General features: G+C 53.2%; 24 protein-coding genes. 8 read left to right on the top strand and 16 right to left on the bottom strand.

All coding sequences use genetic code 11. The features are described from left to right. Nucleotides 1-2: 2 nt before the first annotated feature. The gene (gene celB, locus DA718_RS14890; protein WP_112214993.1) at nt 3-1,322 is read right to left on the bottom strand and encodes a PTS cellobiose transporter subunit IIC; all 1,320 of its coding nucleotides are present in this window, start codon (nt 1,320-1,322) and stop codon (nt 3-5) included. 155 nt (nt 1,323-1,477) lie between these two features. On the opposite strand from celB, the gene DA718_RS14885 reads away from it, so the two are divergent. Together DA718_RS14885 and DA718_RS14880 are read left to right on the top strand one after the other, a co-directional pair. Next, nucleotides 1,478-2,299 (top strand): helix-turn-helix domain-containing protein, encoded by an 822-nt coding sequence (locus DA718_RS14885; RefSeq protein WP_112214992.1) that lies wholly within the window; start codon nt 1,478-1,480, stop codon nt 2,297-2,299. Between the two features lie 333 nt (nt 2,300-2,632). After that, nucleotides 2,633-3,493 carry an AraC family transcriptional regulator gene (locus DA718_RS14880; protein ID WP_167492876.1) on the top strand — a complete coding sequence of 287 codons (861 nt, stop codon included), beginning with the start codon at nt 2,633-2,635 and terminating at the stop codon, nt 3,491-3,493. Nucleotides 3,494-3,530: 37 nt separating this feature from the next. Here DA718_RS14880 and DA718_RS14875 read toward each other — a convergent pair whose 3' ends face one another. The 12 genes from DA718_RS14875 to DA718_RS14820 form a co-directional block, all read right to left on the bottom strand. Continuing rightward, nucleotides 3,531-5,051 (bottom strand): carbohydrate porin, encoded by a 1,521-nt coding sequence (locus DA718_RS14875; RefSeq protein ID WP_227016011.1) that lies wholly within the window; start codon nt 5,049-5,051, stop codon nt 3,531-3,533. Between the two features lie 88 nt (nt 5,052-5,139). Next, nucleotides 5,140-5,472 (bottom strand): L-rhamnose mutarotase, encoded by a 333-nt coding sequence (locus DA718_RS14870; RefSeq protein ID WP_227016010.1) that lies wholly within the window; start codon nt 5,470-5,472, stop codon nt 5,140-5,142. Then, on the bottom strand, nt 5,465-6,391 hold the full coding sequence (locus tag DA718_RS14865; RefSeq protein WP_112214990.1) for a dihydrodipicolinate synthase family protein: 927 nt from the start codon (nt 6,389-6,391) through the stop codon (nt 5,465-5,467). The genes DA718_RS14870 and DA718_RS14865 overlap by 8 nt, the downstream gene beginning before the upstream one ends. 99 nt (nt 6,392-6,490) lie before the next feature. Continuing rightward, nucleotides 6,491-7,795: an MFS transporter gene (locus tag DA718_RS14860; protein WP_112214989.1), complete on the bottom strand. Its 1,305-nt coding sequence runs from the start codon at nt 7,793-7,795 to the stop codon at nt 6,491-6,493. Nucleotides 7,796-8,004: 209 nt separating this feature from the next. Next, the gene (locus DA718_RS14855; protein ID WP_112214988.1) at nt 8,005-8,874 is read right to left on the bottom strand and encodes an amidohydrolase family protein; all 870 of its coding nucleotides are present in this window, start codon (nt 8,872-8,874) and stop codon (nt 8,005-8,007) included. Further along, nucleotides 8,871-9,821, bottom strand: a complete 951-nt coding sequence (locus DA718_RS14850) for an aldo/keto reductase (protein ID WP_112214987.1) — start codon at nt 9,819-9,821, stop codon at nt 8,871-8,873. The genes DA718_RS14855 and DA718_RS14850 overlap by 4 nt, the downstream gene beginning before the upstream one ends. Nucleotides 9,822-9,837: 16 nt before the next feature. Further along, a complete protein-coding gene (locus DA718_RS14845) occupies nt 9,838-10,989 on the bottom strand; it encodes a mandelate racemase/muconate lactonizing enzyme family protein (protein ID WP_112214986.1) in 1,152 nt (383 codons plus the stop codon). After that, nucleotides 10,986-12,032: an alcohol dehydrogenase AdhP gene (gene adhP, locus DA718_RS14840; RefSeq protein ID WP_112215026.1), complete on the bottom strand. Its 1,047-nt coding sequence runs from the start codon at nt 12,030-12,032 to the stop codon at nt 10,986-10,988. The genes DA718_RS14845 and adhP overlap by 4 nt, the downstream gene beginning before the upstream one ends. Before the next feature lie 12 nt (nt 12,033-12,044). Next, complete coding sequence (locus DA718_RS14835) at nt 12,045-12,545, bottom strand: RbsD/FucU domain-containing protein (RefSeq protein WP_112214985.1); 501 nt, start codon at nt 12,543-12,545, stop codon at nt 12,045-12,047. 5 nt (nt 12,546-12,550) lie between these two features. After that, the gene (locus DA718_RS14830) at nt 12,551-13,480 is read right to left on the bottom strand and encodes a ribokinase (protein ID WP_167492768.1); all 930 of its coding nucleotides are present in this window, start codon (nt 13,478-13,480) and stop codon (nt 12,551-12,553) included. 57 nt (nt 13,481-13,537) lie between these two features. Next, nucleotides 13,538-14,239: a deoxyribose-phosphate aldolase gene (gene deoC / locus DA718_RS14825; RefSeq protein ID WP_110274695.1), complete on the bottom strand. Its 702-nt coding sequence runs from the start codon at nt 14,237-14,239 to the stop codon at nt 13,538-13,540. A gap of 233 nt (nt 14,240-14,472) precedes the next feature. After that, nucleotides 14,473-14,913, bottom strand: a complete 441-nt coding sequence (locus DA718_RS14820; RefSeq protein WP_130624383.1) for a hypothetical protein — start codon at nt 14,911-14,913, stop codon at nt 14,473-14,475. Between the two features lie 238 nt (nt 14,914-15,151). Between DA718_RS14820 and DA718_RS14815 the strand changes: the two genes are divergently transcribed. From DA718_RS14815 to DA718_RS30700, 6 genes are all read left to right on the top strand, one after another. Continuing rightward, complete coding sequence (locus DA718_RS14815) at nt 15,152-15,961, top strand: ABC transporter ATP-binding protein (RefSeq protein ID WP_112215025.1); 810 nt, start codon at nt 15,152-15,154, stop codon at nt 15,959-15,961. A gap of 19 nt (nt 15,962-15,980) precedes the next feature. After that, nucleotides 15,981-16,937 carry an ABC transporter substrate-binding protein gene (locus DA718_RS14810; protein ID WP_112214982.1) on the top strand — a complete coding sequence of 319 codons (957 nt, stop codon included), beginning with the start codon at nt 15,981-15,983 and terminating at the stop codon, nt 16,935-16,937. Continuing rightward, nucleotides 16,934-17,941, top strand: coding sequence for a FecCD family ABC transporter permease (locus DA718_RS14805; RefSeq protein ID WP_112214981.1), 1,008 nt, complete (start codon nt 16,934-16,936; stop codon nt 17,939-17,941). Before DA718_RS14810 ends, DA718_RS14805 begins: the two co-directional genes overlap by 4 nt. 465 nt (nt 17,942-18,406) lie before the next feature. After that, the gene (locus tag DA718_RS14800; RefSeq protein WP_112214980.1) at nt 18,407-18,913 is read left to right on the top strand and encodes a hypothetical protein; all 507 of its coding nucleotides are present in this window, start codon (nt 18,407-18,409) and stop codon (nt 18,911-18,913) included. 129 nt (nt 18,914-19,042) lie between these two features. Then, nucleotides 19,043-19,759 carry a FadR/GntR family transcriptional regulator gene (locus tag DA718_RS14795; protein WP_167492767.1) on the top strand — a complete coding sequence of 239 codons (717 nt, stop codon included), beginning with the start codon at nt 19,043-19,045 and terminating at the stop codon, nt 19,757-19,759. Between the two features lies 1 nt (nt 19,760). Beyond that, nucleotides 19,761-20,498 (top strand): IclR family transcriptional regulator, encoded by a 738-nt coding sequence (locus DA718_RS30700; protein WP_227016009.1) that lies wholly within the window; start codon nt 19,761-19,763, stop codon nt 20,496-20,498. A gap of 177 nt (nt 20,499-20,675) precedes the next feature. Here the strand turns inward: DA718_RS30700 and DA718_RS14775 are convergent, their stop codons facing one another. Genes DA718_RS14775 through DA718_RS14765 form a run of 3 tightly spaced genes read right to left on the bottom strand, consistent with a single transcriptional unit; the run spans nt 20,676 to nt 24,096 of the window. Next, nucleotides 20,676-21,797: a CaiB/BaiF CoA transferase family protein gene (locus DA718_RS14775; RefSeq protein WP_112214977.1), complete on the bottom strand. Its 1,122-nt coding sequence runs from the start codon at nt 21,795-21,797 to the stop codon at nt 20,676-20,678. After that, on the bottom strand, nt 21,794-22,951 hold the full coding sequence (locus DA718_RS14770; RefSeq protein WP_112214976.1) for a CaiB/BaiF CoA transferase family protein: 1,158 nt from the start codon (nt 22,949-22,951) through the stop codon (nt 21,794-21,796). The genes DA718_RS14775 and DA718_RS14770 overlap by 4 nt, the downstream gene beginning before the upstream one ends. A 2-nt stretch (nt 22,952-22,953) precedes the next feature. Further along, on the bottom strand, nt 22,954-24,096 hold the full coding sequence (locus tag DA718_RS14765) for an extracellular solute-binding protein (RefSeq protein WP_112214975.1): 1,143 nt from the start codon (nt 24,094-24,096) through the stop codon (nt 22,954-22,956). Between the last annotated feature and the right edge of the window lie 122 nt (nt 24,097-24,218).

The following is a 24,218-nucleotide window of genomic DNA, read 5'->3' as shown; positions in this document are numbered from 1 at the left end:
GTTTACTCCTGTTTAGCAAGCGTGTTGTCCGTTGCGGCACGGGCGGTGATTTCCGCCGCGCGATACTGCTTATCGACGATGCGCATGAAGGGCAGATACAGCATCGCGCCAATCAACAGATTAAGCAGTTGCATGATGCTACCGCTGAGATGCCCGGTGACGATAAAACCGCTGATCACCGGCGGCAGGGTCCATGGAATAAAGACCCCGGTAGTGACCGCCACCGCGCCGATTTTCATCGCCGCGTACTGCACCGTGACCAGCACCAGCGGCACCAGGTTAAAGGGGATCAGCATGATCGGGTTCATGATCACCGGCAGGCCGAAGAGAATCGGTTCGTTGATGTTAAAGATGGAGGCACCCGCGCCAAGACGAGCGACTTCGCGCATATTTTTGCTGCGGGCGAAAATCAGCATCGCAATCACCAGCGACAGCGTTGCGCCTGCGCCGCCCATCCAGATCATATCGAAGAACTGTTCGGTGATAATGTGCGGCGGGGTAACACCCGCCTGAATAGCGGCAATGTTGTCGGTCTGGTTTTCCATCCACAGTGGACGAATAATGCCGTTGATCATCGAGCCGGAGTTGATGCCGACCGACCACAAAATGGTGATGCTGAAAACGGTCATCAGCGCGCCGAAGTAGGAGGTGCCGTAGTGGCGAACCGGCGAAGCGACGACCTCATAAATAAACTGATGGATGGTCGCGTAATGAGTATGCTCAAACCCGATACGAATCGCCAGGATCAGAATCATCACCAGCAGCGCCGGGATCAGCGCGGCGAAAGATTCCTGTACCGCAGGCGGTACGCCTTCCGGCATCTTAATCACCAGTTTCTTACGTTTTAGCCAGCAGAAGAGCTCGGTCCACAGTAACGAACCGATCATGGCGACGAATAATCCTTTGGTACCTATCCATTCCACCGGGATCACCGTGATGCCGCCGTTTTCTGCCACCTTGATAAACGGCGTCAGAATAAGAAAACCTACCAGCGAGAGGATACCGCAGGAGATACGGTCATCGCCGTAATGTTCCGCCAGGCGGTAGGCGACCAGGAAGCTAATAAACAGCGACATCGTCGAAAATACCGCGTTAAACGGGATTTCGATAATCGCGCTCCAGCTGGTGCCGAAGGTGCTGGCCATAAATTGCTGGTAGCCCTGATTAGGGAAAGAAGAGATCACCAGCAAAATTGAACCGACAATAATAAAAGGCATGAATGAAACGTAGGCACCACGAATAGCGCCGAGGTGACGCTGCTGGGCGGTTTTGGCCGCCAGAGGCATCAGTTTAGCTTCAAGAAATCCCAGAACATTGTTCATTGTGAACTCCGTACAAGATCGACAGGGGTTGTGTGTGTTATCTATGACGGATTATGAGAGAAAGCGTTGGGCTGAAAGGTGAAGCGGTTCACATTGTATTCTCTGCAATAATGTATATCTCATATGATTAGTTATATTTTCTTGTAGAGGGCTGTATGGAAATTAAGCTGCATGCCAATGCCACTACCACGCCAAGAACGCGCAAATATCTCCAGGAATCGGATAAAAGTGACCGGGAATTGGCGCAGGAGCTGGGGATTTCTGTCACCACGGTTCGTCGCTGGCGTAACCGTAGCCAGATTTCGGATAATCACACTACGCCACATTTGGTACACAAAGTATTGAGACAAGAGCAAGAAGCGTTGGTTAACGCGCTACGCGATGTACTACGTGCGCCGCTGGACGAGCTGCTGTTTATGGTGAATGAGGGGCTGGGTATCGCCATTTCCCGCGCGACGCTAAACCGCTATCTCCGTCCGGCCCATGAAGGGCGAAAAAATGCCGCGCCGCAGGGAAAGAAAGCGTTAAAAGTGGGGATGCGCGCCGATACGCTGTCGTTGCATTACCGCCAGCTTGCGCTGTCGATGGATGACGGCGGTGAACACCATCTGCTGTGGGCGCAGGAGCCCATCAGCGGCTGGTGCTTTGGCCGCATCTATTCAGGGATCTCGCCCGCGCTGGTTGATAGCTGGCTGGAGCAGGTGCTGGAAACCTGTCCGGCTCAGATACAATGTCTTGAGACTTATGCTCATAAAGGCTTTCAGCCGGTGCGGGCGGAACTGTCGTGCAGGACTGTGGTTTTAGAGGAGCGTGGGGCGATACAGCTTAGCGAAAGATTAGCTGACGTTATTCCGGCGCTGGATGAACCGGACGCGACGCTGCAGCGGTTGTGTGCGCTGTGGAACCAGGGGCGGACACAAAAAAAGCTGGGCGATATGACGCCGCAGGTGTTTCTTGAGTCGCTAAATCAGGACTAAAGGCCGCGACGGATTTAGCTATTGTGTTCGCATTTTGTCGGGTGGCGGCAGGCGCCTTACCCGATCGACAAAACCCAATCCCGAATCCGTCCCGTAGGCCCGGTAAGGCGTTAGCCGCCACCGGGCGATTGTGCAAAAATGCATTTTGCCAGCAGCAGGAAAATCTGCTCTTTTTATTCAAAACAGCGGTGTCGAATTTCCTTATCGCTTTGTTGTGAGATAGCTCAAAAATCCATAACCTAACCACCCTGAATTACCCTATACCGTGTCACGATAGATATCCACAGGCTTGATGAATATTGATTATTTGGGGAGTGGCATATGACTTCACTCGTGCAGCGAACGCAGGTCATCGAAAACTGGTATCGCGAGTCCGATGATTTTTCGACGCTGGTGAATTATCGGGTTCTCAGGGCGGGCCATATCCGGACAAACGGCAATTTCCATATTCAACGTCAGTCGGTTGTCGGGCATGAACTTATATTTTGCCTTAAAGGGCGTGGGGTTATTCGACTGGAAAATAATCTGCATCATGTTGAGGAAGGAAATCTGGTCTGGCTACCGGTACGTTGGCCGCATGAACATTACCCTGATAGCGCTGAACCGTGGGAAATATTATGGCTGAGAATTGATAGCTCAAAATTAAATAATATCATGCAGATTCTCAATGTTCTTCAGGAACCCGTATTTGCCTTCCAGCAGCCGGAGAAAGTGACTGAAATTTATTATCAATTGTTCAGTTTAATGAAAAGCCATACTCTGGTTTCAGACGCGCACTGTGATGCGCTGTGCGCAAAACTTATTTTTACCTTGCTGGAGAACCGCAGCCAGGAAACGGAGAAATCGCCGGTAATTACCCATCGTGGCCTGGGGCGGCTTATATATCAGATCCACAGCCACTATCATGACGAGTGGGATATTGAAAAATTTATGCAGTACTGCCAGGTGAGTAAATCGCAGCTATTTCGCCTGTTTCAGGAGACCTTTAATCAAAGTCCGTTAAAATGGCTGAAAAATTATCGTCTGTCTCAGGCCCGAAGGTTATTGGTCGAAACCGATGACACAATTAGCAAAATTGCCGGGCAGGTGGGTTATAACGATCCGCTGCATTTCTCGCGCGACTTTCATCGCGCGGTAGGCGTTTCGCCAAGCGAATTTCGCCGTCAGGAAAAACAGCTCTCGGATGGCTCGTGAATACGAACGGCTTCGTCAGGGAAGCCGTTCGCTGCGATCAGAAGAAGGTTTCCATCTGAATACCAAACGACCACTCTCCACCAGAGGTAAAGCCTTTCTGGCCCAGCGTATCGTTGGGGCTGTAGTTATCCAGCGCTTTATCCCAGTTCATCCAGGTCGCAAAAACGCGCAGTTCCGGGCGGGTGAAGAACGGCGAGACATCGTCCGGGCGGAAAGTCGGGGCAAAGGTGAGCTTATAGAAGTTGCCGTGGACCTTCTGGTACTGCTGATAGCCGTTAGGATCAAGATCCATATACTGCCAGGTGGCTTCATAGCCTAATGCGAAATTCTGTGTGATATTTTGCATTACGCGACCGTTCAACGTTACCCAGCGGTAATCGTCTCCTTTCACGTAGCGATCGCTGCTGTACTGTGCAAGTACCGAGGGGGCGAAATCCCAGTTGCGGGCCAGGTTAACCATACCATAGCTGGCAAAACGCAGGGTGCTGGCGTCAGAAAGCAGCGCCGGGTCGGTGCCGATATTTTTCACCTCCGCCCCCAGTCCTTGCCCCCATGACAGCACGCTGCGTGATTCGCCTTGTGCCATCCCATAGAAACTATCGCCCTGATAACCAAGCAGTACGGTGTAGCCTTTATTAGCGGCGTTGAAGACTTTATAGCCGCTGAGCGTTTCGCGTTCCTCGTTGTCTTTGGCCTGCATGCCGCTGACGAAAAGCTGCACCGGGCCGAAATAGTTGTTGGCGGTGAGAATGTAGTTCTGCACATCGTTATTCACCACGTCGACATCGCCAAAGCTGCGCCCGATAAAGGAGAAGTTGCTGCGCGTGTTCTCTGACCAGCGAACGTCATAAATGCCGCCGCCGGTGCCGTTGAGCGCCACGAACTTGGAGTCCAGCCACGGAATTTCAAAGTTATCACGATCAACGCGCTTCCCGGCCCATAAGGTGGTGTCTTTGAGCGGCCCGGTAAAGCTGGGCAGGGAGGCGATTTCGGCAAACGCCTGGCTGACGTTTAGGGTGCTGGAGTCGGCGGTCCAGTCGTTGTAGCTCTTTTGCTGGTCGGCGATCATGGTCATAAAACGAGTTGTCGCGCCATTATCCAGACGTTGTTTTTTCTCCAGATAGACTTCGACGTAGGTGTCAGGTTCGTTACCCAAACGGCCAATCGCGCCGCCGGTTTGCCCGGCAGGGGTCATAAATGGGCCACCCTGGGAATGGCGGGCGTTGTGGTTGGTCATCATCCCGGCGCGCGCGTAGCCGTGAAGTTCAAAATAACCATTATCGTCCGGGGTGATTTTTTCAATTTTTTGCGTGCGGGTTTCAAGGTCTTCGACTTTTTTCTGCGCCTGGTGCGATCCCTGTTCTGTTTGTTTTAGCTGGGTCGCCAATTGCGCGTTTTTTTGTTCCGCGATAGCCGCGCGGTTTTCTGCCTGCTGAAGCCGTAATTCGAGTTGGTTCAGGCGTTGTTCGATACTGACATTCTGTGCGGAAAAAGCGTAAGGGATGGTCATAATATTTATCAGGCAGAAACCTGGTAGGGTCATAGAGGTTATTTTCATATTATTCTCATTAGGTCACTATCATAAATAAAAAGGGCAGAAACTCTGCGCTGGTTAATAAGCGCAGAGGTTGTTATTTATCTTTCTATTAATCTAAGTGGTAAACTTCTTCCATTTCAGCCCATAGCGTACCTTCCGGCTCGCCGTCGAGTGGCATCTGGCATGGCCCGGTTTCCTGCCACCACTGCTGAGTTTTTAAATGCGCGGCCATTTTCTTTTGATCAGCTTCATAATCGTCACCGTCATATTTGAGATAGCTAAATAACAATCCGTTTTTATAATAAATTGAGAAGTTGCGTAGGTTGCACTCTTTAATCATGGCGTTCACTTCCGGCCAGGGGTTAGCGTGCAGCTCTTTATAATAATCCAGTTTTTCCGGACGGACTTTAACCACACAGCCAAAGCGGCGAATTTTACTCATCGTCGTCATCCTTATTAATAACGTGGGCACGTTGCAGAATCTGTTTTATTTCGGCTTTCATCTCTTGTGTTAATGGTGATGCGGGAGGTAGGGAATAAATGGGAATATCCAGACCGGTCAGCTGTAGCGCATATTTCACGGCGTTATAAAACGGCACGTCAATACTATAGAGCGGTGGGACCCAGGAAAGAGACTGCTGCAGGGCGACGGCTTCGCTAAGATCGTGGCGTCGCCAGGCGTTAAGTATTCCGCAGGTGAGCTGCGGCGCAAAGTTGGCGCTAGCCGGGATACAGCCGTCGCCGCCGAGGATCAGGGTACCCAACAGATACTCGTCATAACCAGCAAATACCGCGAAATCCGGGCGCAGCGGTTTGACCGCATGCAGGGTTTCCCGGATATGCGAGAGCGTATCAACGGTATCTTTCAACCCCACGATATTCGGGCAGTTCTGCGCCAGCGTTTTGATAACCGATGGCGGAATTGACTGGCCGGTCAGCGCCGGGAAATTATAGAGAATAATCGGCAGCGGCAGAGCGTTAGCAATGGTGGTGAAGTGGTGCAGCAGGTTGCTTTCGCTCAGAGGGTTGTACCAGGGATTGACCACCACGACGCCGTCGGCTCCCGCCAGTCGCGCATGTTCGCCAGCCGCAATCGTCTGCTGAGTCCCACAGCTGGCAATACCGATCAGCACCTGTTTTCTCCCGGCGACCGTGGTAATGCAAAATTCCGTAACTTGCCGCCGCAGGGCATCGGACATATGAGCAAATTCTCCCGCGCTGCCGAGGAAAAACAAGCCGTCGACCGGGGAGGCCAGCAGGTGTTCAATTAAGAGCGCCTGGGCAGATTGATCAAATTCTCCCTGCGCATTAAATAACGTCGGGACCGGGGGGATCACCCCGCGAAAAATAGGCTGAGTCATTATGTTCTCCTGTCACGTATTCCTGAGTCAGTACCAGGCGCAGGCGAGGACCTTCACACTCATCGCTGAGTGTGTTCTCGCCTGCAAACTACGCGTTATTTATTTAACGGATTTAATCGGTAATACAAAAAATGATGATGCGAATACAAACACAATGGCGGCAATAAACAGCGACGAATAATCATTATTAAAGGTCGCCAGCAGCCAGGCGGATAATATTGGGCTGAAGGATTGCGGTAATACGGTCGCAATCGTCAGAATGCCCATGTCTTTACCCGCTTGCTTTCCGCCGCCGGGTAATACCTGTGTCATCAGCGCCATATCAATAGAGGTATAAGCGCCATAGCCCAGCCCCATGATGGCGGCATAAATATACATTCCGGTCAGCGTTGGCATAAACAGAGGCACACACAAACCGGCGGCCATTAACAGGGTTGAGAGGAAGACAAAGATTTTCCGCCGCTGCAGTTTGTCTGAGAGCACGCCGGAAACCAGGCCGGAGAACAGTAACGTCACCAGGGTGATCACCGAGATAGTGCCGATAGCGTAGTTAGACTCCTCAACGCTTAACCCAATGAAATCCTGCAAAATATACAGCTGATAGGTGACGACTCCCTGGTAGCCCAGATACATGGCGAAGCGACCAAAAAACGCCCAGCCAAAATCCGGGTACTTACGCGGACTAACCCAGAAGTTTTTGAAGAACGAGCCCCAGCGGAAGGGTTCAACTTCCATGTTTCGGGTAGAGGGTTCGCGGTTGATAAGGACAAAAGCCACGCAGCAGGCGGCAATCGCCAGCGCAAATACCAGATAGCCCAGTTGCAGGTTCCACGCCAGATAGCCTGCGAGGATAATCCCCACCGTACCGCCAGCAGTCGAGCCCGCGCCGACGAAACCGGAGGCGATACCGCGGTTTTCTGGTAAGAATCGGTCGGCGATCACGGTGGCTAATGGACCGTTCATGCAGTTCAGCGAGACGGCAGCCATCAGCCAGAACACCGCAATACCGGCAATCGTGGTGGTCATGGAAATGCCGAAGATAGCCAGCCCACCGATTAACGCGCCGCCAACGATAAACGGTGAACGACGCCCCCAGGTTGAGCGGCAGCGGTCGGATAACGCCCCGGCAATCGGCTGGGCGAAAATGGTAAACAGCAGCGCTGAGGTCATCACGATCGCCAGGTTATTAGCCTTATTGGCGGGATCGATTTGCGCCACGTGGTTGGGGAGAAGAACCGAGATAACCCCGCAATACAGCGCCAGCAGAACAAAGAAATTGGTAAACAGCGAGGCCAGCAGGATATTTTTCTTACGCCCCGTGACTCTGTTGTTATTTTCTGACGATACGCTATCAGGTTTATCGTCAACCTTGCCGGCAGGCAGTGAGTTGATATTATCGGACATGCTTATTTCCTCATTATTATTTAGAATCTATCCCATTAGGGCTATTTTACTTGTCATTTTGAACCTGGGCAGTGCTCGAAATCCTCACGTACTACGTGTACGTTCCGGTTTCTGTGCGCTGTCCGTGTTCAAACTGCCTGCGACAATAACGCCTACTGGGACAGGCTCTTAGTAGGGTGAATTGAAAATAAACGTTATAAACTCCGGTTTTATTTATTTCCCCCTTCTGATTGCGTCAGATATATACGGCGCGCGTTGTCGCCCATCACCGCGTTAATTTCCTCGCAAGATAAGTGGGCAATAGCATCCGTTACGCAGGTTTTCCAGCGCGCGTAGCCACCAGCCAGTTCGACAACCGGCCAGTCGCCGCCGAATAAACAGCGCTGCGGGCCAAATGCCGTTATCGCCTGTTGGATCCAGGGGAGTAGCTGCTCAGGCTGCCAGTTTTGCCAGTCCGCTTCCGTCGGCAAACCGGAAATTTTGCACGCCAGTTGAGGAAAAGCGGCGAGGGCGGTCAACGCGTTCTGCCAGGTCTGCCACTGGTTCTCGGCGATAGCAGGTTTCCCCATATGATCCAGCACCACGCGAGCATCAGGTGCGTGTTGATAAAGCCACGTCAGTAAGTCGTGAAGCGCGGTGAGTTGGGACGCTCTGACGCACATATCCAGCACAAAGCCCTCACGAGCGGCAGCCAGCAAACCGTCGCGATAATCGGTGTTGTAAAACAGCTCCAGGGGCTCGTTTTGCAAGGAGCGCCGGATCCCCACCACGCGCGGTAGTTCATGTAAATGACGCAGGTAAGGCACCACGGCATTGCCCGTTTCCAGCGGCGCCCAGGCGACAATACCGGCAAGCTTAATCGCGCTGGTTTTCGCCAGTTGGTTTATCCACTCTACCTCCTGGAGCGCCTGCTGCGCGGCGCAGTCAGCTTGAACCACGATGGCGGCATCCGGCGATTGAGCGATTTCTGCCAGCTGCGCAGGCAAAAAAGGTCGGTTAAGCGCCGGGAGATCGCGCAGCCAGTCGTAGCGCAGCACGCCCGGATCCCAGAGATGCAGATGGCTGTCGAGGATCTTCATTTTTGCGCCTTCCCACCGTTGCCCGGCAGCAGGTCCCAGCCAATATTCAGCACCGGAGCCATTAACTCATCGATTTTTGCGAACAACTCCGGATCCAGCGGCTGCGTACACCAGCGAATGTTATCCAGCATATTGTCGGCGCTGGCGGTGCCGATAACCGTCGAAGCGATGCCGTTATCCGCCGCGGTGGTGAGTGCAAATTGCAGGGCAACCTGGGCAATATTTACGCCGTGGCTGTCGCACAATGTAGAAACTTTACGGCAGATCGCCTGCACATCCTGATGCGCCGGATGCCAGTCGGGTGCGCCGCCTCGGGTCAGCAGCCCCATCGAAAGCGGTGAAGCGTTGAGGACGCCGATACCCGCCTGATTCAAACGTTGCGCTACCGCCCCAAGCCGCCTGTCCTGTAAGGTCCAGGTGCAGTAGGCCATCACGCTATCCACTTTTTGCTCGCAGGCGACGCGTTCCAGCAGCGCCAGGTCGTAGCCGGTAATGCCAACATGGCGCACGACGCCGCTCTCGCGCAGTTCGCGCAGCGTTGGCAGCCCTTCATCGAGCAATTGCTGCATGTCGCCATATTCAATGTCGTGGCACTGAATCACATCGATATAGTCGCAACCTAAGCGGGTAAGGCTTTCATCGATGCTGCGCAGGGTGGCCTCACGGGAGAAGTCCCACAGGCTGTCGCCGTAGCGGCCGACTTTAGTTGCCAGGGTATAGCTGTCGCGCGGTACGCCTTTTAACGCGATGCCCAGCGCGGTTTCCGCTTTGGTTAGCCCGTAATAGGGGGCAACGTCGAAATAGTTCACGCCGTGGGCAAGGGCCGTCGCCACGGTTTCGTTGGCCTGCTGTTGCGACACCGGGTGATAGATGCTGCCCAACGAGGCCGCGCCCATCGCCAGCACCGGGACCTGAATTCCCGTGCGTCCTAAAGATACTGTTTTCATTATTTGTTCCTTATGATTAATCGTTGGCAGATGTCCGCAAGCTCAGGCGCAGCCCGGCGCGTTCGGGCCTGACGTGTGGGCCTTGCGCTATCGTCCAGTTGCCGTCGTTGTACTGTTGTTGCAGCGCGTTTTCATCGATGGCGATCCCAAGCCCCGGTTCGTTGCCCAGCACGATACCGCCGTCTTCGATGCGCTGATCCACACGTAATCCGTTCGGGAAGCTTAGATCCTGTATCTCACAGCTCAAATGATTGCTCACCGCCGCCGCCGCGTGGGCCACCGGGTTGGCGTTGTAGCCGACCGGGCTAACCGGCAGGCTAAACGCCTGGGCCAGATTGGCGACGCGCAGAAAGTGGGTGATGCCCCAACACATACCCGCCTGCAGGACGTCCACTGCATTCTCTTTTAGCAGCGGCAGAAATTGTTCGAGGCCGGTGAGGTTCTCCCCGGTGGCAACCGCGCAGCGCACCTGTTGGCGGATCGCGGCATGTCCGGCGGCATCCCAGCGGCGCACGGGTTCTTCGATCCAGCTCAGATCGAGCGCATCCTGTAAACGACTGACGTAGCGCACCGCCTGCTTAGCGCTCATCGACTCGTTGACATCAATCATCATCGTCGGCGAGGGGCTGTTAGCGAGATACACTTCGCGTACCGCCAGCAGGCGCTGTAAATCGTCTTCAACATCGAGACCGCCTTTGAGCTTAAAGGCGTTGAATCCACGCTCGGCAAAACGCTGATGGAGCGCGGTTAGCGCCTCCAGCGACAGCGGAAAGTCCAGCCCCGACGCGTATCCGGGAACAAAAGGACTTCTCGCGCCGAGCAGACGCCAGAGCGGTTCTCCGGCGCATTTGGCTTTCAAATCCCACAGCGCCATATCAACCACGCCAATCGCGCCGAAAACGCTGCCCGTATGGCCGCTTTTAAAAACCCACGCCTGCATCCGGTCGTAGAGCGCAGTAACCGCACGTGGGTCCTCGCCTTCGATAGCCGGGAAAATACGCTCAATATCCGCGTGTCCGCCAACCCCGATACCGTTAATGTCTTCATCGGTTTCGAGGATCAACAGCGGAACTTCCGTCACGCCAGAGGTGAGGGTGCCGTTGACATCGCCAATCGGGCGTCCCCAGCGATGCCAGGTTTTAATCGTGCGCCAGCCGGTGATTTTCATGCGCCTGACTCCTCTGTTTGCCGCGAGGTGCGTAAATCAATCACCATGCGTCCCTGGATGGCGCCGTTATCCATCTCGTTGAAAATAGCGTTGATCTCTTCCAGCTTGCGGGTCTGTACTATCGGGCGAACGCGTCCCGCCAGCGCGTGCTGGAAAGCTTCCGCCAGATCCTGACGGGTACCCACCAGGCTGCCGACAATCTGAATACCATCGAGCACGGTTTTGACGATGTTCAGGTCAAGATCGCCTGGAGGGACGGCGACACACACCACTTTGCCCCCGGCCCTGACGCTATTGACGGCCTGGTGAAAGGCGGCGCGCGCGACGGCGACCACCACGGCGGTATGCGCACCGCCAGCGGTCATCTCCTGAATGCGTGCGGGAACGTCGTCCCGGCTCGGGTTGAGGGTGATTTCTGCGCCGCACTCGCGGGCGAGTTCCAGCTTGTCGTCCTGTAAATCAATAGCGATAACGCGGGCGTTAAAGACGTTGTGGGCAAACTGGATCGCCATATTGCCAAGCCCTCCTGCTCCCCATATCGCCAGCCACTGCCCGGGGCGAACGCCGGAAACGCGAATGGCTTTGTAGGTGGTGACACCGGCGCAGGTGATGCTACTGGCAACCAGCGGATCGAGGCCGTCCGGAACTTTAACCGCGTAGTCGGCTTTTACGATGCACTGTTCAGCCATCGCGCCATCGACGCTATATCCGGCGTTTTTCACGCTGCGGCAGAAGGTTTCCCGGCCGCTGACGCAGTATTCGCACACGCCGCAGCCTTCATAGAACCAGGCAATACTGACCCTGTCTCCAGGCTTCAGGCTGGTGACGTCGTTGGCGACCGCACGAACAATACCGATCCCTTCATGGCCGGGAATGCGTCCCGGCACCGGGCCAAAATCGCCTTGCACGACGTGGAGATCGGTATGGCAGACGCCACAGCACTCAACGTCGACCAGCGCTTCGCCGGAGACTAACGGCCGCACCGGCATCTGGCGAATCTCGACCTGACCGGGATGACTTTGACTCACTACAGCTGCTTTCATCATGACCTCTCGTCAGTTCAGTCGCGGCGTGACGTTATCGTTAATCCGCTGACGTCGGGCGACATAGGCGGGCAGGGGCTGTACGCCTGAAGCGTCGGTAAACCAGGCAAAAGGATCGGTGCTGGCGACGAGGGCGAAATTCGCCCACGGCTCGAACGATCCGGAACGGATAATCAGCTTGGCTTTGTGCGCGATGTCGTGGCATAGCGTTTCGTGGCTGGCGGCGAAAAACTCTGCGCCAGAGCCGGTATAGATAGTTTGCACTTCGCGATACAGCTGCGGATGGCAGTCGCGCACTTCGCTGGCAAAATGCACCTCTTCAACGAAAATCTCTTTGCGCAAAACGCGCAGGATGTCACGGACATCAACGGTGCCGGGCCACAGACCAAGATCGATGCGATTCGCGCTGGCAGGAAGCGGAAAACCGGCGTCGGTTACCAACACAATATCGGTATGGCCAAGGGTCGCCAGAGCGGCGGCAAGTTCAGGGTGTAAGATTCTATCGGGTCTCATTATTGTTATTCCTCAGTCACGGCGTGAGATTGCAGGAATGCATCGACATCGGTGCGGTATTTATAGGAGGGGACGGTTTCCCAGTCAGAGCAGCAGAGTGCCGCCGTGGCGTTGGCGAACAGGACTGCTTCGCTTATCGGCTGACCTTCGTCCAGCGCCACCGCAAGGGCGGCGTTGAAGCTGTCGCCCGCGCCGTTGCTGTCAACCACCTCAACCAGACAAGGGGGAATTTCCTGCGTGGTTTGCGGGCCGAATACTGCGGATCCCGCATCTCCAAGCGTCATTACGACATAGCGGCAGCCGGTTTCCAGCAACATACTGGCGATTTCCCGGTTGCTACGAGCGTCGTCCGGTGCCAGGCCCAGCGCAACGCGTGCTTCGGTTTCATTGGGGGTGAGGTAGTCGATCGCGCTCAGATCGAGACCGCGTAGATCTCTGGCCGGCGCGGGGTTAAGAATGGTAATTTTATTCAGCGACTTTGCGCGTCTCAGCCCGTAGAGTGCGGTTTCCAGCGGAATTTCCAGCTGAGCCAGCGCCACGCCGCAGCTTTTAATTTGATGCAGGGCGTTATCCACCAGCGCCGGGGTAAAGAGTTTGTTCGCTCCCATATCCACGACGATGACGTTACGAGCTTCTTTATCTTTAATAATCAAGCCAGCCCCGGTCGGCAATTCGGTGGTCAGGGTGAGACCATCGATATTGATCCCTTCCTCCAGCATCAATTCAACGAATTCGGTGCCGAAAGTATCTTTACCCACCACGCCGCTATAGACCACATCAGCTCCCAGGCGGGCAGCCTGAACCGCCATATCGGAGCCTTTTCCTCCCCAGGTCTGGCGGAAGTCGTGCCCGATTAGCGTCTCACCAGCCAGCGGAATGCGCTCAGCGGTCATCACAAGGGCTTTTGCATAACTGCCGAGAATAAATACACTCATCACATACTCCTTAAATTGTGCGGGTGTGGTACCGCCATTTCCGGCGGTACCCTTCGGTTAATAGGCGTTGATGTCGCCGACCAGACCTTTCACCAGCTCGGGTCCTGAGCTGGTGCCAACCAGCTCTGCGCCTGCAACGAACATCTCTTTCATCTTCTCCAGAGTGTTCACTTTACCGGATACTTTGACCCGGCAAGGGGCCTGGATATTGGCTTTGAGAAGTTGAACATCTTCTACCGTTGCCGCGCAGCCGCCTTTGCCCCAGCCGCTGGATTGTTTCACCCAATCAATACCTGCTTCATAGGCGTAGCGAGTGGCTTTGATTTTCATCGCCTCTTCGGTGATAAAACCAAACTCCAGCATTGCCTTCACTTTCATTCCCAGGTCGTGGGCGATGTGGGTGACTTCCTTCAGTTCATTGAAATAGAGGTCATCCATTCCGCCGAGTAAAAAGCCTGGGTTCGGTGGGAAATCAAATTCATCTGCGCCTTCTTTGGCCAGTTCTCTCACCACGGCGACTTTCATGGCCGTCGTATCGTTGGCCTGAGGGAAGTTCACGGTGGTGGCGACGCGAATACCGGTTCCTTTCAATACATCTTTGGCGACGGAGACCCAGCACGGTGCGATCATCGCAGCATCGAACTGATACTCCATGCAGACATTCAGATGCTGAATCAGTCCTTCACGGGTTAAGTCCGGGTTGACGTTGGTGAACTGAATGGCCTTCGCGACCTGACGGGGATCATTAAAATCGATCATGTACCACTACTCCTGTTGGCTGAAAAAACATACGTTACGATGTGAATGACATGGGCTTACTGTAAGGAGGTGGCAGAAAAGGCGTGATAGGCAAGAATCCCGACCATATGGACAGAATTTTCAGACGGATAATTTTGTGAGGGAGTTGGCAAAACGAGCGTGTTTATGGTGCTGAAAACGGCTGGCGAGGGCGGGTTTCAATAGGTCCAGGGCCTGAAAGCGAAGCCTCTTCGCTACTTTAGCGCGGAGCCCGCGCGCTCATTTGCCAGGGCTTTCTTCCATTTACAACTGTGATAGCAAAAATAGCCTATCGCGAGCGGTAGCGTCAGGGGGGCCAGTACAAACCAATAGAGGGCACCGAATCTACCTATGCCACCACCATTAATGACTTCAAACACGCGCTCAGACACGATTGAAAGCAAGAGATCGTCGGCCATCCTTTTAGCAAATGGCCAGAGAAACATGGAGAGCCACAACAGGGCATTAATCCACCAGTGCTGGATTATCTCGTTGAAATTATAAATAGTTATACCGAAAAGAATAATCCCCGTCGCAAGCTTGCCAATAAAATCTGTACTGTTTATAAACCGGATCGCAGGGTGCTGCTGCTGGGGGGGATTGTTGGCTAAACGCCGCATCCTGCTTTTACCTGGGTTCTTCTTTTTCCTGCTCACGTGACCTCTTGGCTTAACTACTCGTATTTATTCAATTTATCACTTTGCATTCTGTATTGTCGCCCCTGGGGAGGGCGGAGGCATCTAAGCGATGCATTGTACATATAACAGATTAAATGTTATGTTATAACATAATTAAAAAATCATTATAAAATATGTGACTATTCACCTTTCTTTTTAAATGATAATGATTATCATCTTTTCTGGGTAGTGAAAGATGAAAAAAGTTCGCCTGCTAATGGAGGAGAGTTTGACAAATTGTGGTACGGCCGTTGACCCGGTGCTCAGCGTCAATATCGAATCATTGCCGCGACCCGGCGGCGGGGAACTTCTCTCCGGGATTCATTTTAATGCCGCTAAAGGGGAGTGCCTGGCGGTCATTGGACCGAATGGCAGCGGTAAAACATCTTTATTACGTGCGATTGATCAGGAACTCGCATTGCGGGATGGCGACATTCGGATATTTGGTCGTTCCATTGCGACCTTGACCCGGCAGCAGCGGGCCCAGCAGATTGCGGTGCTCGCGCAGAATGACGCTCCCGATTTGCGGCTGGCGCTTGAAGATTATGTAGCGCTAGGACGCATTCCCCATGCCCGGGATATGTCGCGTCGTGAACACGAAGCCATCGTGACCAGCGCCATTAACGATACCGGGTTGCAGAGGTTCCGAAAGCGTTCGCTGTCTGCGCTTTCCGGCGGGGAAAGGCAGCGAGCGGCGCTGGCTCGGGTGTTGGCTCAGTCGCCAAAACTGGTGTTGCTGGATGAGCCAACTAACCATCTGGATCCTCCTGGCCGGGTGGAACTGCTTTCGTTGGTAAAAAGCAAAGAAATCACGGTGGTGGCGGTGCTGCATGATTTATCGCTGGTTGAGTCTTTTGCCGATCGCGTTTTGCTTTTGTCGCAAGGGCGTGCGGTGGCCTGGGATATACCGGAGCGGGTACTTGTCTCTGAACAGCTTTATCCCGTTTTCGGCTTGACCTGTTTTACCGTACCGCACCCTGATACGGGTAAGGCTCTGCGTATTTTTGAGGTTCCAGGCTATGCCTGATGAATATATGAGGATCGTAATGAACAAGTGGCTTGTTGGTATTATTACTATTATGTCGGTTACTGCGGTGTGCGCTGCTGATTATCCGGTCACTATTGAGAGTTGTGGGACGCCAGTGACCTTTACGCAAGCGCCAAAGAGGGCAGTGATCCATGATCTTAATATGTCTGAAATGGCTTTCGCACTCGGTTTACAGGACCGCATTGTTGGGCTAACCGGTATTAGCGGTTGGTATAAAATGACGCCGGAATTTAAAAAGGCGATGGGATCAATTCCCGAACTGGCCCCTAAATACCCTTCACTGGAAACGTTGCTGGCGGTGAATCCCGATTTCTTTTTCGCGGGCTGGAATTACGGTATGAAAGTGGGCGGCGAAGTGACGCCAGCCGTCCTCGATAAATATGGTATTAAGACTTTTGTATTAAGTGAAAGCTGTGTTTTTACTTCTGGCGATAAACGCAAAGCGAGCATGGATCTGCTGTATAACGATGAGCTGACGCTGGGTAAGATTTTCGGCAAGCAGAAAGAAGCGCAGGAGTTAGTCGACGGCTGGAAAAAAACGCTGAGTACGTTACCAAAATCGCCGCAGGGCGCTCAACCGTTGAAAGTGTTTGTTTATGATTCGGGCGAGGATAAACCTTTTACCAGCGGTCGCTACGCGATGCCAACGGCGATTATCGAAGCTGCCGGAGGTAAAAACGTGATGGACGGGCTGGATATTAGCTGGGGAACGACCTCGTGGGAGAGCGTTGCGACGGCGGAACCGGACTTTATTATTCTCCTGGATTATCAGACCGGCAGCGGGGCGGACGCGCTTCGTCATTTCCTTGAAAATCATCCGTTAATGAAGATGACACCTGCGGTGAAGCATCAGCGTTATCTGAAGTTGCAATACGCTGAGTTGACCCCAGGGCCAGCCAATATTAAAGCGGTAGAGAAGCTGGCGCAGGCGATGTACCCGACGGCAAACCAATGACCTTTTCTGCATACCGTTACCATTGGGCGATATGGGGTGCGCTGGTTGTTTTAGCTGGGTTAATGCTGCTCAGCGTTGCCAAAGGCAGCGTACCGTTATCGCTGATTCAGGTACTGGGCGCATTAGGGCTCATGGACGTTCCTGTCTCTGAGATGGTCAGGCGCATTGTGATTGATCTACGCGTCCCGAGAACGCTGCTCGCCGTACTCACGGGAGCTGTTCTGGCGATGGTGGGGGGACTGCTGCAAACCACCACACGCAACGATCTGGCCGATCCCTTTTTATTCGGTCTGTCCTCCGGTGCATCGGCGGGTGCGGTACTGGTGATCACCCGATTTGGCGAGCGGCTTGGCGCACTAACACTACCGGTATCGGCGTTTGTCGGCGGGATCTGTTCCGCCGTGGCGGTAATGCTGCTGTTTCATTTTAAAAAGCAGCGCGGTGCTGAACATCTGGTTATCTGCGGGCTGGCCATTTCCTTTTTATTTGGTGCGCTGACCAGCTATCTGATCTTCTCCGGCGATCAGCGTGCCGCCAGTTCGGTGCTGTTCTGGTCGCTGGGAGGGCTGGGGCTGGCGCGTTGGGATAATCTGCCTTATGCCATATTAAGTCTGCTGTTTCTCGGCGCTTTTATCCTGCTACGTTGGCGTTCGCTGGATGGTTTGCTGGCCGGTGAACAGACCGCGCAATCATTAGGCATTAACGTCAGTCGCCTGCGGATGGAGGTTTTCTTCTGCTGCGCGCTGGCGACTTCTTTGCTGGTGGCCTTAACCGGAGTGATTGGTTTTATTGGGTTAATGGTACCGCATATGTGCCGCTATTTTTCTGGTGTTAAGCATCTTCTTTTGCTCCCTCTATGCGGCCTGTGGGGCGCAGTACTTTTATGCGGTGGCGATATTGTCAGCAGGACGCTGCTGGCTCCGCAGGAGCTGCCGATTGGCATTATCACAGCAGGTATTGGCGGCCTGTTTATTATTATATTGTTGGCCAGAAACAGAACCTAGCGTCATCACAAAAATCAGCAGAGGCATTCGTTATGCCTGATGACTTCGCTAAAAAGTGGACTTACACTTTCTAAACGAATGGCGAAAAAGCGTTTAGAAGGTGTACCAACGTTTCACACTCTCTGACGCAGAATATTCATAAACCCGGGTTTATATGTTGATAAATCGACTTTAAGTGATTTAATTTGTTAGTTATTGCTTATTTTCAGAATATCTATCTGCCTCATCGTACACGCCAGAGAGGTTGTGAGAAAAATCCTAAAACCACAAAAACAATAGCCACTACATACGGGCGTTAACAATTCAAATAACTTCAACCAGTGATGGATTTTTCTTAAAATTGACCGTCTGGACAATAAAGAATAAATAACTTTATAATTCACCTTCTTCACTCATGGGTATATGCCCATGGATGTGCTATGCGCACATCTATAAAGGATTATTGAACTTTCGTGAGGGAAAGGGATGTTAACTATTTTCAGCCCCAACTATTTTTTCAAAAAAGCCATACAACTGAAAATAAATGATATCAAGCCGTTCAGGGACGCAAATCTGGTTGATTTGTGTTTAACTAAGTACACTTCTCACACCAACGCGCAGTTCCATTTTCTTATCAATAGCTTTGACATGAAAAAGAATTTTGTTTGCTTCAGAGTCGAAGATAACATTGTCTGTTTGATAAATAAAAAACGCACAGCACATATCGCCAGCATAATTTCCAGAGTGACCGATGGTATTCCTGTCGGGGAAGACATTAACTTAACGGAGAGAGAATTTCAGTATATTTTCATTATGAAATTTAATTTGCTGGCAAAAGATTACCCCGATCTACTTGGCGTTTCGCCAAAAGTTTATAGCAACTATAAAAGAAAATTAATCGAAAAATTTGGCTTTAACTCATTTCATTCGCTATTAGCATTATCTCATTATTTACATGCATCCTCGATGATCGATAAATTTATGCCGGAATGACGGTTCCCGCACCAGGGCGTCTCATTTATTCTGCCATGCTGCTTGAATGGTGAACATCAAAGTGTTGCACAACTGACCCGGCTTCCGTAAATTCATGGATATGAACCTTGTCCGTATATGGAAAATATCATGGATGTGACCGCACTGAAGAAAACCACCCTAACCGAACAGATTATGGAGCAGATAGCCTCGCAGATCACCTCTGGAAAGCTGAAGCCCGGGCAGCGTTTGCCGAATGAACGGGCGATGGGGGAGATGTTCAATGTCACGCGCAGCCGGGTGCGCGAAGCGCTGCGCGCACTGTCGCTGATTGGGCTTATCGAGATAAAACCAGGCGATGGCAGCTATGTTTGTGAGAACAAACCCCAGCTTCCTGAAGAGACGATGACCTGGATTTTCCATAAGGAGATTCACAACCTCGATGAAATTTATGCGGCGAGGAAGCTTATAGAAGAAGAGGTTTACCTCACTGCGATTACCGTGGTGACTCACGACGACCATATCCGTTTTCAGGCGATAATTGACCAGATGGCGGAGCTGATTTCGCAGGATGGTCAGCCGGAGGCCTATCACCAGTTGCTTGATGAGTACGATCTGCTGATGGGACGCCTGTGCGGCAACCAGATTTATGACAAGTTAATGCAGACTATCGTGATGCTGCGTAAGGATTTTTCGCGCAAATTACTAAATGCCGACGGTGCCATGGCGCACAGCTTTAAGTTGCGACTGAATATTCATGAAGCCTTTGTTCTGCGGGATAAGGTTCAGTTGCGTAAAAATCTGAAGTCGTTCTATCAGTCTTCGCGTAAATTCTACGATCGCATCGCGGATAATAAAGATAACTAATATGGCCAAAGTTAAATCTGCTGAAAGATCGTTTCGTCTTCTGGAGTTGATTGCCAGCCACCGCGAGGGGCTGAGTTTCACCGATCTGCAAACCAGTCTCGACATCCCCAGAAGCTCCGCCCACAGCCTGATTCAGGAATTTCTCGATAACGACTACCTGCTGTATATGCCGGATACACGGCTATATCACGCGGGTCTGGCGCTGATAAAAATCGCCGCTAACTGCATTGAGAGCACCGACCTGGTTCGCGATCTGCGGCTGCTAACCGCCTTTTTGAGTAAGCGGCTGGGCAAAACCAGCCACGCGGCGATTCTTGATGGTAAGCAGGTGGTCTATCTGGCAAAAGCGCTGGCTCAGGACGACCTCTCGCTGATGCGGCATATTGGCAACCATCTCCCGGCGCACTGTACCGCCGTTGGCAAAGTGCTCCTTAGCCAATATAGCGATGAGGAGATTACGCAGCTTTATGGCTACACGCCGCTGGAGAAAATGACGATTGATTCAATTGGGACGTTGCCGGTTTTGCTTGCCGAATTAGGTGAAGTGCGTCAGCAGGGCTACGCCATTGAGCAACGCGAGGCTAACGAACGCGCGGCCTGTATTGCTCTTCCTGTTTATTCTGGCGCAGGGAAAATGGTCGCGGCGTTTAGCGTGACCACTTTGGCCTACGAATGGGAGTCGCTGGTGCTTGATGATGTACTGGCGGTGATGAAAGAGTGTCGGATACTGGCGCAATAGCGACAGTTTCAGAATATTGCCGAACCATCCCGGAGGCGATGCTGCGCATCTGTCCGGGCTACCAGTCTTCAGCCGTCTGCGAGCCCGTAGCCCGGGCAAGGCGCATTGCGCCGCCCCCGGGAGAAAGCCCGCAGGGGAGTGGAATTTCCCCCGGAGGCGATGCTGTTTGTGGCATGATCATCCCGGATTATGCGCGCCAAGCGGCGGCGCGCCAATGGCACTTGTGAAGATCTCGCCGTCGATTTTTATCGGACAGCGGGTGGTTTGCAGGGTTTTCCCGCTCTGCAAACGCACTTCCTGCAGCATCTTCAGCGACTGAAAGCCTTCGCTGGCAATTAACTGCTGCCAGTCCATCACCTGAGCACACCAGATATCCTCAGCCTCCAGAATGCTTAACCACTCCTCGCTTTTCTTATGCCGCAAGTGCTCCAGCAGGACTCGTTTGATCTCATCCCGACGGTTGAACCACTCTTTTGGTTCGTTAAACTCAAGCAGCGCGGTGCAGCCCAGCAAATTTCCCAGCCGGGGGATGGAGGCCATCGCCAGCGCAATAAAGCCGTCGGCGGTGGGATAGATGCCGTAAGGTGCGGAAATATAGGCATTGGCGTTATTGACCGCGCTTCTCTTTGGTGGCTGCCGGCCATCGTTCAGCCAGGTGGTGAGAACTTCAAACTGCAGATCGAGAATGGTATCCAACAGGCTCACCTGGACCAGACACCCGCTACCGCTGCTGGCCCGCTGTACCAGCCCGGCCATAAGTCCCTGAACAAGATACTCTCCGGCGAAAATATCGCAGACGGAAAGGCCGAAGGGAAGCGGGGGCTGATCCTGATTACCGTTGAGCCAGCAGAGCCCTGAAAGCGCCTGCACCAGCAAATCCTGGCCCGGACGTGAAACCCAGGGACCGCTGTCGCCGTAGCCGGAGATTTCACCGTAAATCAGACCGGGATTGATTTCCCGTAGCGATGCATAGTCCAGGCCGAGGCGCTGCGAGACGCCGGGACGGTAATTAAAGATAACCACATCTGCCTGCTCGAGAAGCGGGCGCAGCCTGCTTTTCTGCGCGACGTCTTTTAGATTCACGGTGACGCTTTTTTTATTGCGATTAATCGCGTGGAACAGCGAGCTATCGCCATCAATTTGTAGTTCGGAAATGTAGAGCTTGCGGCAGATGTCGCCGCCATCGGGGTTCTCGATTTTGATTACGCTGGCCCCAAGGTCGGCAAGCCGAAGCGCAGCCGACGGGCCGGAAAGGAACTGACTGAAATCCAGTACATTAATACCTGACAGTGGTTTCATTTCTCTACCTCCCGTAAATGAAAATCGGCCTGAATTTGTGCGCTACTTGCGCCTAACGCGGGAGCCGGGCGGGAAGAGGAGACACGTGCGCCATTAAAGCGCAGCGGGGATTTCAGCATCGCGATCGTGTTGCCGTCCTCAAGTCTGACATGCTGGATCATATCCAGCGCCTCGAATCCCTCGCTTGCCGTCAGCGTTTGCCAGTCGCAAACTTCAGCGCACCAGTAACCCGCCTCCTCAAGTCGGGTGACCCAAAATGCGGCGCTATCTGTCGCCAGAATCCCGGCAATCACCTGCTTGATCTCATCCCGACGGCTGAACCATTCGTCCGGTTTGCGATATTCGGCGAGCTCTGGAGAACCCAAGATTTCGCCCAACTCAACCACTGAGCCCATAGCGAGCGCGATATAGCCCTGTTGCGTAGGATAAATACCGTAAGGAGCGGCGAGATAAGCATGGGCGTTATTTTCCGCGCTACGACAAGGCGGTTGATGTCCGTCGTTGAGCCAGGTGGTCAGCACTTCAAACTGCATGCTGAGCAGCGACTCCATCAGGCTGACCTCAACACGTCCGCCAAGCTGAGTTTTCCCCCGACGAATCAGGCAGGCGAGGATCCCCTCGACCAGATGTGCACCGGCAAGTGAATCGGCGACCGAGAGCGCGAACGGCGTCGGCGGCTGGTCCTGATTGCCGTTGAGCCAGGTGAGCCCCGACATGGCCTGCACCAGCAGATCCTGACCGGGTTTTTTAACCCACGGCCCCTCGGTCCCGTATCCGGTCACAGATGCATAGACCAGACGAGGGTTGAGCGCCTTCGCCTGTTCATAGCCAAGACCGATTTTGTCCATCACGCCGGGGCGAAAATTTTCGATAAGAACATCGGCCTGCGCGATCAACTGCTTAACTGCAGCCAGCTCCTGGAGCTCTTTCAGATTTGCCGTGTAGCTCTCTTTGCCGCGATTAATAGTATGAAAAAGCAGACTGTCGTTATTAATCCACTGATTATTAAGGCTCAGGTTTCTGCTGGCATCCCCACCCTGAGGACGTTCCACTTTGATGACCCTGGCCCCCATATCCGCCAGGCGCAGCGCAGCGGAAGGCCCGGCCAGAAACTGGCTGAAATCCAGTACCACTAAACCTGTTAAAGGAAGCATAGTTACCCCATTAAGCCGCGTGATTTTTGATAAAGCGCGTTCAGGTGGGCAAAGACAGCAGCGCTGTTGCCACCGTGCATCACATACTCCTGAACCACATCACCAGCGTGATCCTGAAAGTTCAAAAAGCCGCTGTAGCGCGGACGCTTAGCCGAGCGATCAAGAGTGGGAAGGGTGTCGATGAAGAAATCCAGGCTACGGCGATTCACCTCTTTATCAAGCCAGGCCCCGCGATGGCCCGGCTGACCGCCGTTATCAAAGAACAGCGTCTTCTGTACCTCCGGCGAAGCGGTATAGCTGGCGTAGGCGAGGGCAGCCTCTTGATGCCGACATTTCGCGGAAATGGCCAGTCCCGTCCCACCAAGCACGGTTTTCAGCGGTTCGCCGTGCCAGGAGACAACGTCAGTGGCTTTCAGCAGGTAACGGGCATATCCGGCGCGGGAATAATTTGAATAGCCATAGGCAAAGGGGCAATAGCTCCACTCATCACGGATCGAAAGCTGTTCGTGAACGGCGATAGGGTCGTAGTCAAAAATCTCTTTTGAACAGTGGCTGGCCAGTTCGCGCAGCGCTTCAAGCGCTTCGATGCCGGTGTCGCGGTGGGTAATATTTTCCTCGTCAAACCAGGTGCCGCCGCGGGTAGCGCAGAGCATCAGGAAATCCATCAGCAAGTTAATTGGGATCCCGGCGTAAATCACTTTGCCGCTGCGGGCAAGGGTGAGTAAGTCTTGCCAGGTTTCTGGCAGGGCGAACTGACCTTGTTGCAGATGATCGGGCCGATAGACCGCGACAGGCGCGGCCGCATCAATGGCGAGGGCGCTTTGAAAACCGTTAAATAGATAGCTTTCGTGGGAGCCACCTACCGAATTGGCCGCCTGATCGTCAAGATACGCTTTTGGTAAATGATCTTGCAGAGGCAAAAGGATCGCTTTCTCCGCGACAAAGCCCGCCCACGGATGGTCAATAACCAGCAGGTCGTAATGCCGCGCCAGCTCATCCAGATCGCCATCAGCGAAGGCCTGCAATGAACGTTTCTCCCATAAAATTTCGATGTCGGGATGCAGTTCGCTAAACCGCTGTGCGGTTGCGACAACGGATGTGAATCCGCGGCTATGACCCCAGGTAATGCCCCTCAACGTCACCATAACAACTCCTTTTTGCAATGAACTTCACATAAAATTGGTACTACCGCACTACCATTGAGTCACAGCTACTGATACTTTTGTAGTCAGATTAGGTGAATTTGTGATCAGCATTGAAAAATAAT

This window comes from Klebsiella huaxiensis (assembly GCF_003261575.2).
GTDB lineage: Bacteria > Pseudomonadota > Gammaproteobacteria > Enterobacterales > Enterobacteriaceae > Klebsiella > Klebsiella huaxiensis.
Note: the sequence above shows the minus strand (reverse complement) of the source record. Positions and strands in the feature narration are given on the sequence as shown.